At 49.4% G+C, this 13,230-nt stretch carries 12 protein-coding genes; 7 read left to right on the forward strand and 5 right to left on the reverse strand.

Going from position 1 to position 13,230, the window contains the following annotated elements; genetic code table 11:
• Window positions 1-102 precede the first annotated feature (102 nt).
• Window positions 103-2,922: a PAS domain S-box protein gene (locus tag METPAY_RS04865; protein WP_048149660.1), complete on the forward strand. Its 2,820-nt coding sequence runs from the start codon at window positions 103-105 to the stop codon at window positions 2,920-2,922.
• A gap of 3 nt (window positions 2,923-2,925) precedes the next feature.
• Here METPAY_RS04865 and METPAY_RS04870 read toward each other — a convergent pair whose 3' ends face one another.
• Window positions 2,926-3,285: a SpoIIAA family protein gene (locus METPAY_RS04870; protein WP_048149662.1), complete on the reverse strand. Its 360-nt coding sequence runs from the start codon at window positions 3,283-3,285 to the stop codon at window positions 2,926-2,928.
• A 267-nt stretch (window positions 3,286-3,552) separates the two neighbouring features.
• Between METPAY_RS04870 and METPAY_RS04875 the strand changes: the two genes are divergently transcribed.
• From METPAY_RS04875 to METPAY_RS04885, 3 genes are all read left to right on the forward strand, one after another.
• On the forward strand, window positions 3,553-4,725 hold the full coding sequence (locus METPAY_RS04875) for an SLC13 family permease (protein WP_306413908.1): 1,173 nt from the start codon (window positions 3,553-3,555) through the stop codon (window positions 4,723-4,725).
• A gap of 68 nt (window positions 4,726-4,793) precedes the next feature.
• Window positions 4,794-5,744: a tyrosine--tRNA ligase gene (locus METPAY_RS04880; RefSeq protein ID WP_048149665.1), complete on the forward strand. Its 951-nt coding sequence runs from the start codon at window positions 4,794-4,796 to the stop codon at window positions 5,742-5,744.
• Window positions 5,745-5,793: 49 nt separating this feature from the next.
• On the forward strand, window positions 5,794-6,462 hold the full coding sequence (locus tag METPAY_RS04885; protein WP_048149666.1) for a flavodoxin family protein: 669 nt from the start codon (window positions 5,794-5,796) through the stop codon (window positions 6,460-6,462).
• Window positions 6,463-6,560: 98 nt separating this feature from the next.
• On the opposite strand, the gene METPAY_RS04890 is transcribed toward METPAY_RS04885, so the two are convergent.
• Together METPAY_RS04890 and METPAY_RS04895 are read right to left on the reverse strand one after the other, a co-directional pair.
• Entirely contained in the window at window positions 6,561-6,797 is a 237-nt protein-coding gene (locus tag METPAY_RS04890) for a hypothetical protein (protein ID WP_013330723.1), read from the reverse strand.
• A gap of 19 nt (window positions 6,798-6,816) precedes the next feature.
• Window positions 6,817-7,782, reverse strand: coding sequence for a HAMP domain-containing protein (locus METPAY_RS04895; RefSeq protein WP_048149669.1), 966 nt, complete (start codon window positions 7,780-7,782; stop codon window positions 6,817-6,819).
• Window positions 7,783-8,054: 272 nt separating this feature from the next.
• Here METPAY_RS04895 and METPAY_RS04900 point away from each other — a divergent pair, with 272 nt between their 5' ends.
• Window positions 8,055-8,852 (forward strand): serine protein kinase RIO, encoded by a 798-nt coding sequence (locus METPAY_RS04900; RefSeq protein ID WP_048149672.1) that lies wholly within the window; start codon window positions 8,055-8,057, stop codon window positions 8,850-8,852.
• Between the two features lie 27 nt (window positions 8,853-8,879).
• Here the strand turns inward: METPAY_RS04900 and METPAY_RS14120 are convergent, their stop codons facing one another.
• Window positions 8,880-10,646 (reverse strand): sensor histidine kinase, encoded by a 1,767-nt coding sequence (locus METPAY_RS14120; RefSeq protein ID WP_052418672.1) that lies wholly within the window; start codon window positions 10,644-10,646, stop codon window positions 8,880-8,882.
• Window positions 10,647-11,184: 538 nt separating this feature from the next.
• Window positions 11,185-12,015, reverse strand: coding sequence for a DUF2202 domain-containing protein (locus tag METPAY_RS04910; RefSeq protein ID WP_052418673.1), 831 nt, complete (start codon window positions 12,013-12,015; stop codon window positions 11,185-11,187).
• 32 nt (window positions 12,016-12,047) lie between these two features.
• On the opposite strand from METPAY_RS04910, the gene hgcC reads away from it, so the two are divergent.
• The gene (hgcC, locus tag METPAY_RS04915) at window positions 12,048-12,329 is read left to right on the forward strand and encodes an HgcAB-associated protein HgcC (RefSeq protein ID WP_048150000.1); all 282 of its coding nucleotides are present in this window, start codon (window positions 12,048-12,050) and stop codon (window positions 12,327-12,329) included.
• 6 nt (window positions 12,330-12,335) lie between these two features.
• Window positions 12,336-13,163, forward strand: coding sequence for an arsenite methyltransferase (locus METPAY_RS04920; RefSeq protein WP_048149674.1), 828 nt, complete (start codon window positions 12,336-12,338; stop codon window positions 13,161-13,163).
• The last annotated feature ends 67 nt before the right edge of the window (window positions 13,164-13,230 follow it).

Consider the following 13,230-nt stretch of genomic DNA (forward strand, 5'->3'; position numbering starts at 1 on the left):
GAATCAACGAAAGCAATTTACTGCCAACCCGGTTATCAACGGTTGACCAGCCGATTCAATTCTTAAAGATTAAGTCACCCTCGTTCAATCTACTATTATAAGATGATATCCGCCCTTTACGTCGATGACGAAGAACTCCTGCTTGTTGTTGCAAAAGAGTATCTTGAAAAAGGCGGAGAATTCCGGATTGATACTGCAAAATCCGTGAATGAAGCACTGCTGATGATTGAAGGGAACAGCTACGACGCCATCATCTCCGATTACCAGATGCCGGGAAAAGACGGCATAGAGTTTCTCTCCGAAATAAGGGATGCCGGAAATACCATACCCTTCATATTATTCACCGGAAAGGGACGCGAAGATGTCGTCATACAGGCAATAAACAACGGTGCGGACTTTTACATCCAGAAAGGCGGCGATCCCAGGGCACAGTTTGCAGAACTGGTTTACAAACTTAAGATTGCGGTCGACAGGAAGTTCAAGAACGATGAGATCGTCCGCAAAAACAGGGAACTAAGAGATATCAACAGCAAACTCGAACTCGCCGAAAAGGAGCTGAAGGACAATCTCGAGGATGCCCGCAGGAATAAAGCGGAACTTGCAGAGAGTCTTAACAGGCTGCAGCAGATTATCACATTTCTTCCCGACCCGACATTCGCCATAGATAACGAAGGAAGGATCATCGCATGGAACAGTGCTATGGAGAAGCTTTCCGGTGCAAAGGCCGAAGATGTCATGGGCAGGGGGGACTACGAACACTCTTACAGGCTTTTGGGGCGAAGACATCCGATCCTGATAGATCTCGTAATAAATCCGGACCTGGAGATAAAATACAACCATTCGCCTGTGTCCTCCTACGGGAACAGAATTGTATCCGAAGGTTTTTTCCCTGTTTTCGGGGTGGAGAAAGACGTTTCGAAATGGTTCACCTCATCGCCCCTCTACGATATAAACGGGAGTCTCGCCGGTGCAATAGAATCGATCAGGGATATTACCCACATAAAGAAAACCAGCAGGCTGCTTGAAATACAGCGGGATCTCGGTTTTTCTCTTGCCGGCAATTCAACATTAACCGGTTCAATAAAGGCTGTTTTAGACTCCCTAAGCGAACTTGACGGTATAAATGCCTGCGGAATATATCTTGCAGATACGGATTCGGGGATGTTGAAACTCGAAGCATCAACAGGAATATCCGAAGAATTCAGGGAAAGGGTTTCAGTCATGGTGCTGAAAAATCCGGGCAGCTTTTTTGATACGGGCTCCGCATGCACAAGGACAGGGGACGTATTTATCCCAGAATTTGATGAAAAACGGATCGGTGACGAGGGGATAAAATGCTTCCATGCAGTAAGAATCGTATATAAGAATGAAATCCTTGGGTTTTTGGTCTGCGCCTCAAAGAAAATAGATGAGATCCCGCCTGATATTAAAACCTCGATTGAAAACCTTGCTGCACAGGCTTCAGGTGCAATTTTCAGAAGCCGTGTTAACGAAGAGAAAAAAAGGATGAGGGAGAACCTCGAGAGTTTCTTCAACGAGATCAACGATTATCTCTTTATAACGGATACCTCCGGCATCATTCTCATGACGAACTCATCGCTCCGGAAATATACGGGTTACGGGGAGAAAGATCTTCATGGGCAGCATATCTCCATGATCCACCCTCCCGAATTCAGGGATGAGACCGGGATCATCCTCAACGGGATTACGGAAGGAAACCTCGGATCGCATTTCATTCCCGTCATGACAAAGGAAGGAGAGATTATCCCTGCTGAGACAAGGGTAACATCGGGTACAATAGGCGGAAATAGAGTAATATTAGGAGTTTCAAGAAATATTTCAGCGCTAAAAGAGGCTCATGACAGGACTCTTGAGAGCGAAAGGCGAATGAGAGCGGTTTTTGACCAGTCCTTCCAGCTTGCAGGCATTCTCGACAGAAAAGGAAGGCTCTTAAATGTCAACAGGACCGCTATGAAGTATGTCGAAGGAGAACCTGAGGACTTTATCGGCAGATACATATGGGAAACCGACTGGTGGACAGAACGGCCGGACCTGCAGGACAAGATCAAAGATGCGGTGAGTATGGCCTCCGGGGGGGTAACGGTAAAATCCGAAACCGAAATCATAGACAGGGACGGATTTATGAAACTTCTCGACTTTTCCATAAGACCTGTAAGGGATGAAAACGGAGAGATCATCTACCTGGTCCCGGAGGCGGCCGATATTACCAGGAGGAAGAAGGCTGAAGATGCCCTGATTCAGGCCAACCACAAACTCCTGCTGTTGAACAGTATTACAAGACACGACATACTCAACAGGGTTACCCCGGTTCTCGGATTCCTCGAGATTGTAAAGGACAATGCATCAGATCCCGATCAGTCCGACATCCTTGAGAAACTGAAGTCCCAGGTTAAGGACATTGAAAATCTCATCAAATTTACAGGTTTGTACGATGAACTCGGGGCATCGGAGCCTTCGTGGCAGAATCCTGCCAGGATACTGAATTCACTGAATGTACCGAAAGAAATTGCAGTAAAGAACTCTCTGCCGGAGATTGAGGTCTATGCAGACACCATGCTTGAAAAAGTCTTCTCAAATCTTCTCGGCAACTCTCAAATGCACGGAAAGAGGGTATCGGAGATCTCCGTTTCGTGCAGAAGAACGGACAAAGGCACATCCATACTCTGGAAGGATAACGGGTGCGGAATTCCGGAATGCAACAAAGAAAAGATATTCCTCCGTGGTTTTGGTGATAATTCCGGCCTTGGTCTCTTCCTCTCAAAAGAGATACTATCCATTACAAACATCAGAATACGGGAATGCGGAAAAGAAGGGGAAGGTGCCGTTTTTGAAATAATCATACCGCCTGACGGCTGCAGATCCGTTAATAATCCGGAGGAAGAAAATATCGAATATCTTTAGATTTTAGTCCTCAATTCCTTCGATGTATTTCCAGGCTTCGTCAATTGCGGATATATCGAAGTACTTTTCACCAAAGAGAAGCCCGTCAGCCTTTACCAGTATCTCTTCGGCCTTCGTCTCTCCGACTATCGCCATCCTGTCGAAGTGCTTCAGATTTTTTAACAGCCAGGAAATGTCCTCGTAAAATGCCCGGACCGTCTCATACCTGCCGGTTTTGATTACAAAAAGCCAGCTGATTTTCCCGTATCTTTCTATAAGTTCGTCGAGCTGCGGGGTTATCTCACTGATATCGTTCTCACTAATCTCGCCTGAAGCTTCAATCCCGATAAAATTTCCATGGCTTCTTTCAAGAATTTTCAGCATAAAGGTCCCTCCGGAGAAAGATTATAGAGACGTATGATATAAAACCGTTTTGAGATGTTCAAAGATTGATTGCAGGATGCAATAATTGAAGCATAATACCGCATGATATTCAGTTTTTCTCTGTTTTATGCCCTTTATCTGTTTCCGGGTTGGGATCATGAATACGGCAGAATGATTAATTGAAAACTACAATGAATCATTACGCAGATCCCGATAATTGTCCTTGCAGCCGTACTTGTCCTTATCGCCGTGAGGAATGTGCTGCCGGTGCGGCTGAAAATATGGCAGATCATGGCCGGAGGAGCGCTGGCAGTGCTTTTTACAGGCGGGATCTCCCCGGTGGCAGCTTTAGCGTCGATTAACCCCGACGTGATGATCTTTTTATTCGGCACTTTCGTGGTCGGAGAATCCCTTTCCGAAAGCGGCGTGCTCGTCAGGGCCTCGGATAAAATATTCAGGAACACGGAAAACCCTTCTGCGATCGTCCTCCTCCTGGTATTCTGTGCCGGAATCCTCTCGGCGCTGATGATGAACGATACCGTTGCGATCATCGGAACGCCGTTCATCCTCTCGCTGGCGTTCAGGACACGGCTTTCGCCCGAGATGCTCCTTATGGCCCTTGCTTTTTCGGTCACCACCGGGAGTGTAATGAGCCCGGTCGGAAATCCACAGAACCTGCTTATTGCGATGGAATCGGGGATCGATAACCCTTTCATGGTCTTCGCCGCATATTTGGCGCTGCCTACGGTGATCTCACTCTTCCTGGCTTTTGCAGCAATAAGGATCTTCTTCAGGGACGAATTCGGTAAATCCTGCTCTTTTAAGGTTGACGAATGCTCCATTGACAAACCACAGGAAAGAATCGCCCTGCTCGGGTTCTTAACCCTTACAGGGCTTATCATGATCCGTATCGCCGCCGGCTTCCTTGGCTCCGGATCGCTCTTTCCTCTGACTACAATCGCACTTGCGGCTGCAATCCCGGTGATCGTTCTTTCGAAGAAGAGGGTGGAAATTCTGAAGAAGATCGACTGGCAGACCCTCGTCTTCTTTGCGGCTATGTTCGTCCTGATGCAGAGCGTATGGGACACCGGGATACCTGCAGACCTTGCTGAAGGTGCACCGGGGATCTTCTCGTCGGTGCCGCTCGTAATGTCGCTCGGGATTCTGGCATCCCAGCTGATATCGAACGTTCCGTTCACCGCCCTCTTCCTCCCGATGATTACGGCTACAGGGGCCCCGGAGAACGTCATGATGGCCCTTGCCGCCGGGAGCACGCTTGCCGGAAACCTGCTCATCTTCGGGGCGGCGAGCAATATAATAATCATACAAAACGCCGAGAAGACAGGACATACGATCGGTTTTCTGAAGTTCGCCGCCGTCGGTGTCCCCCTGACGATCGTGCAGACGGCGGTTTATCTCGTTTTTCTCGGGGGATTTTAAGACCGGATATCGACGGTCTCCCACCCACACCACTACAATTATCCTCATGGCAAGCCAAATTATAACGAATGGACTCATTCGAGCTTGCAATAAGAAATACAGTAGAGGTCGTAACCGAAGACGAACTCCGGGCAGTGATGGCACAGCCCGAAAGAAGTGTCTATGCCGGATACGAGCCCTCGGGCGAGATCCACCTCGGCCATCTCGTCACAATAAACAAACTAATGGACCTGAGGGATGCCGGGTTCAAGGTCGTCGTTCTCCTCGCAAATCTCCATGCATTTTTGAACCAGAAGGGGACGATGGACGAGGTCAGGGAGCTTTCCGACTACAACCGCCGGTGCTTCGAGGCAGTCGGTCTCAAGGGAAAGGGGGTCGAATTCGTCCTCGGGACCGACGTTCAGCTCACGCCCGAATACGAGCTTAACGTCCTCAGGCTTTCGCAGGCGATAACGCTCAATCGTGCGAAGAGGAGCATGGACGAGGTCGGAAGGAACATGGACGCACCCCGCGTCTCCCAGATGGTATACCCGATCATGCAGATGGTCGATATCCACACGCTCGGAGTCGATATGGCGCTCGGCGGAATCGACCAGAGAAAGATCCACATGCTCGCAAGGGAGTATCTCCCCACGATCGGCGCAAAGGCTCCGCTCTGCATGCACACACCTATCCTGAACGGTCTTAACGGGAAGAAGATGTCGTCGTCCGAAGGAAACTACATCTCTGTCGCCGACTCCGAGGATGAGATCAGGAAGAAGATGAAGAAGGCGTTCTGCCCGCCGGAGATCGAGGAGAACCCCGTGCTCCAGACTCTCAAATACCATGTCTTCCCGAGGATGGGCACAGTCACCCTGACGAGACCGGAGAAGTTCGGAGGCGACCGTGAGTTCGCATCGTACGAGGAGTGCGAAGCCGCATATGCCGCAGGAGAGATCCACCCCGCCGACCTCAAGGGCATGACGACAGAAGGTCTCATCGAGGTCCTCGCCCCCGCAAGGGAATACATGAACGAATGAATATAATCCTGTAAAACAATCCCTTTTTTAATAAACCGAGGCATTACGAATGAAGATCCTTGCAATAAACGGAAGCCCGAAGACAATCGGCAGTACGACGAGAAAGCTTGCAAAGATGGTGCTCGACGGAGCGGAAGAGGCCGGCGCCGAAACAGAGATAATCGACATCTGCGACTTCCAGGTAACACCTTGCACGGCCTGCGACGGGTGCACCCTCTCGGGAGAGTGCGTCTACAACGATGATGTCCCGTCCGTAATCGAAAGGATGAAGGAGGCCGACGGAATCATATTAGCATCCCCCGTCTATATCGACAACGTATCCGGGCAGATGAAGGTCTTCTTCGACCGCCTTGCCGATGCGATACACTACCAGGTCCTTGACGGAAAGTTCGGGTGTTCGGTCGTGACAACCCATACGTCCGGCGGGGAAGAGGTAGTTTCGTACCTGAACCACGTCCTCAACTACCTCGGCGTAATCTCGGTCGGCGGGATCAGCGTCGCAACCGGTGGAGATGCGGGGGAGCTCTACAATAAAGAGGACGAAGCCGCTTCTCTCGGGAAAAAGCTGGCCGAAGCGATAGCATCAGGATACTCCGATCCCGCACAGGAGGCCGAAATCTCCGAAAACCGCGAGTTCTTCAGGGATATCGTTATCGAAAACGGCGATTTCCGTACCGAAGATTACGAACGGTGGGTCAAAAAAGGCTGGATAGAATAAATATAATATCATTTTTGCCGTCCGGGAACCGGAGGGAAGAGAAAAATCTCTTCCGCGATCTAATCCGGCTTTAACTTACCTTAAAAATAAATTTCTAATCAGGCTTTGAGTTTCCTGATGGTATTGGCGATGAACTGGGCCTCTGCCGGAGATATGAACTGCACTGCATTCTTCTCCACGTGAGAGGCAAAATTCTCGATATTTCCCGGAGAAATCTCCGTGAATTTCGTCCCGGTCTTTCTCGCCATATCGTCCGCAAAGTCGCCGGCAGCCGGGCCGAGCTTCCTTGCAAGCGTGTTTATTATCATCTTCTGGTACCTGTTGTAGTCCGGCATCTCTCAGCTCACTCCCCGGTTATTCCTCGTCACGGTCCGAATCACGGTTCGCTTTCGACATGTAGTACTTCATGCTCACGATCATCCTCTGGAAGGACTCCGCAAGATCCCCGATCTCGTCCTCGTTTGCGATTTCGATCTCCGTATCCTCCATATCGCCCATGCTCACCCTGTCCGCCACGTCACGAAGCCTGTGAAGCGGTTTTGTAATCGAGGCGGCAAAGACAAACGAGATTGCTGTAACAATCAGGATCGTCAGGATCGTGATTATCAGGACCGTATTCTGGGTCGACATCTCCGAAGTCTTCACCGAGATCTTACCCTCGGCTTCGTCCAGCTTCTCCTGGATCTTCTCTTCGGTCTGCTTCGAAGGCTCGGAGAACTCATCCGTGTAGACGGTAGCTCCGATTCTCAAAAAGACGTTGTCTGCCGTCGGAGCCTGTGCAACAACGAAATACCCGTATTTGTCCCTAACATTGCCGTTTTCGTCGGTCCATGTATAATACCCGGAGGTATCGATATATCCCCAGCCGCTCTGCAGGAGCTTGTAGTATTCAGGGTTCGTATCCTTTTTATCGTGAAGATCGATCCCCTCGTCGGCGGTGTTCCTGTGGAACAGGATTACAAGGGTATCCGCATCCATGCCTGTAGTAAACCCGGTCTCTCCCACATCCTGAACTACAATCGACCTGAATTCCGTGTCGTTCCGCAGGTCGGCGATCGTCATGTCCGGGTGCTCTTTAATATATATCTCGACCTGTTTCGCAACGTCCTCCGCCTTAACCTTCATCAGTTCGGCACCAAGAGCCGTCAGTGCATCCGTGCTCTCTTCAATAGAGATCTCACCGATGCTCCTGGCTTCTCCGGCAATCTCTTTGCTCAGGTTGTTCGAGTCCTGGAGGGATATCATCCCGAGAACCCCAAGCGGCACTACCGAAAGAACAAGCATCACCGCGAGGAGTTTATACTTTATTGAAATTTTCATTAAACCACCAGTTCCGAATCTGCCACGAATTGATCGAAAAACCCCTTAATCACAAAACAGGCACGAATCAGTACTGAAAAATAATTTCCAGATTTAAAAAATATACTTTGCCAATGTAGAATATATTTTCTATGTTAACACCAGTAAAAAATAATTGAGAAACTTATTTTATTCAGTCGGGTTTTCTAAAATGATGAAGCTTGTACGAGACTTATCTTCATGGAATTATATATGATGATAGAGTCAATTCGTAAACAGGAACATCAGGACCGGTGAAGAATCTGGACAGGGATAAATTACTCGAGAAATTCGACCGCGAGGTCGAAAAGCTCGGCATCAGGCTGAAGGAGGCAGACGAGTTCAAGGTTATGGAGAACGTCTTCGACGACGTGACCCTTCTTGCGCTATACAAGCTCGTCAACAAGAAACATATCTCTCTTATCGGAGGCTCGATCTCGACCGGAAAGGAGGCAAACGTATTCTACGGCGAGGACTGGGAGGGGAAGCCAGTCGCGATCAAGATCTACAGGATACAGTCGGCAAGCTTCAAGACTATGAGCGAATACATCGCCGGAGATCCACGTTTTTCATCAGTTCGAAAATCAAGGAAGGAGATCATCTTCACCTGGACGAAGAAGGAGTACTCGAATCTCATGAGGGCGTACGAAGCCGGAATCAGGTGCCCGAAACCGCTCTATTTCGACAGGAACATCCTCATCATGGAGCTCATGGGCGAAGGTGAGACCCCATACCCGCAGCTGAGAGCCGTCGATCACGATGAGATCGACATGCAGGCAGTCTACGACGAGGTAATGGAATCGATCGACACGCTCTTCAACAAGGCGAATCTAGTCCATGCCGACCTCTCTGAGTTCAATATCCTCTTCGACGGGGAGCACCCGGTTATAATCGATATGGGGCAGGCAGTCACCCCCGATCACCCGAAGGCTATTAAATTCCTTGTCCGCGACATCCGCAATATAAACCGGTTCTTTAAGAGATTCTGTAATATAAAAGACGAAGAGGAATTCTTCAAAAAGGTCGTCGGCGAGCACAGGATGACGCCCTGAGCCTGCACCCGCCTGTACCGGAACGGGTCAGTCCCCGGCCCGCCTCCACGATCCCGGCGGAATGCCGATTTCGAATACCGCCCCTTCCCCTTCGATCCCGCATTCCCTGATCGTGATATCGGTAATCCCGAAAATTTCAGAGACAAGGAAGAGGCCGTAACCGTGAATTCTGCCGTAACCCGGTTTGAATATCAGTACTTTTTTATCCGTAGGGACACCGGAACCATTGTCTGCTATACGGATGACGAAATCGTTATCCGACTGCTCCCCGGAGATTTCCAGCCGGGTCATTCCTTCGGCATGGATGTAGGCATTAGAGATTATATTGCAGAACGCCTTTCCAAGCATAGGGTCCCCTAAAATCTGGATAGGAGGGAGATTTACAAAGACTTCAACCCCGGCCGGATAGTCCCTCACCGAGAAGCATTCAGAGATCAGCGGGGCAAGGCTCTGCCATGCAGGCGGTGAAACGCCCATCTCCTGGTAGTCGCGTGTAAACTCTATCTGCCTCTTTATCTGGTCCACCGCTTTAATTGCAGGGGAGAGCTGATCTTTTAATTCAAGATAGTCCTCCATTGCGACCTCGAGATGATAATTGGCGATCATTATCTGGTTGAGTATGTCGTGCCTCGTGATGCTCGACAGAAGAACGAGTTTTTTAATAGCCTTAGAAAGAGCCTCTTCCGCCTTCTTCCTGAGTTCAATCTCATCGTCCCTTTCTTTCAGGGCCACCTCGAGAGCGGAATAATTCCTTGCGTTCCTGATCGCAAGGCCGCATAACGGAAGAAAGAGACGGATGGTGCTCAGGTAGCCCTCGCAGTCTGACGGGGTGTCCAGTCCTTCAACCGAAAGAACTCCGACGATCTCACCCCATACGGATACGGGAAGGACAAACCCGTTCCTTGAGATCTTTTCCGATATCTCCGGCAGCTCTGCCCCGCGGAGTATATCCAGTCCCGACTCAGTTCCAACCCCCGGCTTAAGCTTCGATACCGATGTAACGATGCCTTCCGCAACTGCAACGTAGACTACCTGTTCAGGTGAGAACATCGTCGAAATCAACTCTATGGTAGCTTCAATTACGTTTTCTTCGTCTTTCAGCCCGACGAGAAGTCCGAGCATATCCATAGCCACAAGGGAATCGGAATACTTCCTGTCAAGTTCGTTCTTTTCGGCTTCGGATCTCTCTACCGTCTTTTCCATCGTCCTGTAGGCGGATTCGTACAGCCTGGATGCAAGATAGTTTTCAAAGAAATCGAGGCCCGTCCTGGAGATCTTTACCGGAAGACCGGTTATCTTTTCAACCTTATGAACGAACTCAGGATCAACCGCACCCGAGCCTGTGTCCGGGACGACTATACTGGTTATTTTCCCGTCTTTCATGCAGTAATCCCTGGCAGAAGAGAGATATTCCTCATTATCCAAAGATCCGGACGGAAGTACAGGGCAGCTGTCTCCTTCACCTGAACCGGAAAAAAGACCGGAGGGAGCCAGAAGACTCATACCCTGTTTTGTCTCAATCAGCCTTCCGTCGAGATCGTTCCCGGGAAAAGAATTCTCCTGGCATGAACATGTAAGAATGCAGAAAGAACCGTACTTTTCAAAGAGTCTTCCAGTCGAATTCCTGAAGACCGGACCACTGCAACATCCGGTGCCGCATTGCTGTGGAAAAACCTCTACGGGGAATGGAGAAAAGATCTCTTTCAGTAAAGCAGGTTCCACGGATTCATAGAGCCTTTCACAGATAAATATGCCCGTAGGCCGGATAATGCCCCCTTCATCAGTCTGCCTCATCCGGTTTCACTAGTTATATGATATTTTTAATTATTATCGACAATAAGATTTACTGCCGTGAAATCCTACTCTGATAAAAGAATGGATTTTTCAGGATTTCTGACCTTCACCCGGAAGTTTCGTTTGATTCGATTCCGGGAATTATAACCGGTCCGGGTCCCATGTAACGCCCGGTTGTGTTCACAGCACTTCAGAGGAAATCCTGGAGGTTGTTCTCAGAACTGCGGCGAAGGTTCTCGTAGACAAATATCAGGTCTTCCTTGTCCGTAGCCGCCATCACGTCATCGCGTCATCGAGACTCTTTATCTGCATCTCCTCAACGGTTATGGAATTGTTCAGGGCGTCCTGCGCCGTTGCAGAGCCGGAAGACGCCCGCAGGTTATTATGAGAGCGATTGTGAAAAAAAGCGGGATGATGAACTTTATTCTATTGATATTCACAGCTTTCATTTTACCTCTCATCCTGATCATTAATTTTAGTGAACATATTGGTTGCGGCACTATTTCCACTGAAAATATACAGAAAAACAGAAGGGATTTTATGAGCCGGTAATCCTGTCAAACTCCTCCTGCGGCAGAAGAACGGGGCCCGGTTCAAGTGCCGGCTGGAGAACACCAAGGTTCCTGATAAATGCACGAAGGTGGTTTTCAGATCCGTTTCTCAGGTTGCTGTACACAAGTACAAGATCCTGTTTGTCAGTCCCCGCGATCGCTTTGTCAAGATCCGTGATATCCAGCTCTTCGATATAGGCCGAATTAGTCAGGGCGTCGATCTCTGAAACCGAGCCTGAATTTACAAGATCGTTATATGCCGCCTGCAGGCTGGAGTTCGTAAAAACACCCCTTTCACCGGTCACAGGATCTTCCAAGCCGTATCTTTCTGTTAACAGCGCCATTGAATCCATATGTGTCTGTTCGGAGTTGGCGATGTTTGAAAAGACCTGAGACCCCCACTTGTCGTAATAGTACAGGTAGGCATCCCTTGCAAGCTTCTCTTCCTCGGCCATATAGAGAATCCACTCCTTCTCTTCGGCTGTCAGGCTGGTGAGAGGATAGGATGCAAGCTCCTGCGCGAGATATCCCGTATTCACCTGCCCGTAACCGCTTACGTTCTGTCCACCCTGACCCCCCTGGCCATACCCGTAGCCTCCGTAGCCCGCTGTCCCGGCGTTATCCGAATTCCCTGTCCCGTACTGCATACAGCCGCATGATCCGATAAGCGCTACTAGGACGAATACCATGAACGCCATTTTTGCATTTTTAAATCCCTTAGACATCTCGATCAATCCGATAGAGACGGCAGAGACTATATTATTTTTGCAGTCACCTGGATCATATTTCAGAATATTCAGAAATATCGGAATATTCATATTATCTCAATGCATAGATCATCATGATAGAGATGACAGGATATTCTGATTCATGCGAATGCTGCAATGAAAATGAACGATGCTGCATAGAGGCCGTGGTTTCGGTCGATTCAAGAGGACAGATTGTCCTCCCGAAAGAGATTAGAGACCGTGCAGGGATTGAAACCGGCGACCGTCTTGTCCTTATCGGATGGGAGAAGGACGGCGAAGTCTGCTGCCTCTCGCTAGTAAAGACAGATAAGATCACCGGAATGGTTGCCGATTACCTGGAACCCATGATGAAGAATGTCACCGGAAGAAAAAATGAGGACTAAGACAATATGACCGAAAAAGAAATAAAAAACCTGGTTCGCGAGAACTATGGAAAAGTTGCCCGGCAGGAGAAGAACAGCTGCGGGTGCAGCCCGTGCTGCTGCGGGGCGACGCAGTCGGCCGAAGAGTTGAGCATGAAAGCAGGCTACTCGGGAGACGAAATCTCCGAAGTCCCGGATGGTGCTAATCTCGGCCTCGGGTGCGGAAACCCGGTCGCGATCGCATCCCTGAAAGAGGGTGAGACGATCCTCGACCTCGGCTCCGGGCCGGGATTCGACTGCTTCCTTGCCGCAAACAGGGTCGGGAAGGGCGGCCGTGTTATCGGGGTCGATATGACACCGGACATGCTGAAGCGTGCCCGAGAAAACGCTGAGAAGGGCGGATATACGAATTTAGAGTTCAGGCAGGGCGAGATCGAAGATCTCCCGCTCGAAGACTGCTCTGTCGACGTGATAATATCCAACTGCGTAATCAACCTGTCGCCAGACAAACAGGCGGTATTCAACGAGGCGTTCAGGGTACTTTCTCCCGGGGGAAGAATCAACGTATCCGATATCGTCGTCACAGAGAGGCTTCCTGATTTCATCAGGGAATCCGGGACCGGATATACCGGGTGCATTGCAGGGGCCCTCCTGAAAGATGAGTACCTAGGGTGCATTGAAAAAGCGGGTTTCAGGGATATTGAGATCGTATCCGAAGCTGTCTTTCCTCTTGATCAGTTCACGAGCGATCCTGTCGTACAGGATATTCTCAAAGATGAAGGTATTACAAAAGAACGGCTCGCAGAGATAGAAAAGACAGTTCTGTCGGTTAAGGTTCGGGCCTATAAAAAATAACAGGACCTTTTTTGGAAATAATAAAATTTATCTTCTGAAATCAAATTTCCGTCTTTTGTTGAGATCA

It is taken from the genome of Methanolacinia paynteri (assembly GCF_000784355.1).
In the GTDB taxonomy this organism is placed as follows: domain Archaea; phylum Halobacteriota; class Methanomicrobia; order Methanomicrobiales; family Methanomicrobiaceae; genus Methanolacinia; species Methanolacinia paynteri.

Excerpts from the sequence above, each read along its gene's own strand:
- METPAY_RS14120 (WP_052418672.1), bottom strand. The coding sequence starts at position 10,646 with ATGAGGCAGACTGATGAAGGGGGCATTATCCGGCCTACGGGCATATTT.
- METPAY_RS04895 (WP_048149669.1), bottom strand. The coding sequence starts at position 7,782 with ATGAAAATTTCAATAAAGTATAAACTCCTCGCGGTGATGCTTGTTCTT.
- METPAY_RS04885 (WP_048149666.1), top strand. The coding sequence starts at position 5,794 with ATGAAGATCCTTGCAATAAACGGAAGCCCGAAGACAATCGGCAGTACG.
- hgcC (WP_048150000.1), top strand. The coding sequence starts at position 12,048 with ATGACAGGATATTCTGATTCATGCGAATGCTGCAATGAAAATGAACGA.
- METPAY_RS04890 (WP_013330723.1), bottom strand. The coding sequence starts at position 6,797 with ATGCCGGACTACAACAGGTACCAGAAGATGATAATAAACACGCTTGCA.
- METPAY_RS04910 (WP_052418673.1), bottom strand. The coding sequence starts at position 12,015 with ATGAATATTCCGATATTTCTGAATATTCTGAAATATGATCCAGGTGAC.
- METPAY_RS04865 (WP_048149660.1), top strand. The coding sequence starts at position 103 with ATGATATCCGCCCTTTACGTCGATGACGAAGAACTCCTGCTTGTTGTT.
- METPAY_RS04920 (WP_048149674.1), top strand. The coding sequence starts at position 12,336 with ATGACCGAAAAAGAAATAAAAAACCTGGTTCGCGAGAACTATGGAAAA.
- METPAY_RS04880 (WP_048149665.1), top strand. The coding sequence starts at position 4,794 with ATGGACTCATTCGAGCTTGCAATAAGAAATACAGTAGAGGTCGTAACC.
- METPAY_RS04870 (WP_048149662.1), bottom strand. The coding sequence starts at position 3,285 with ATGCTGAAAATTCTTGAAAGAAGCCATGGAAATTTTATCGGGATTGAA.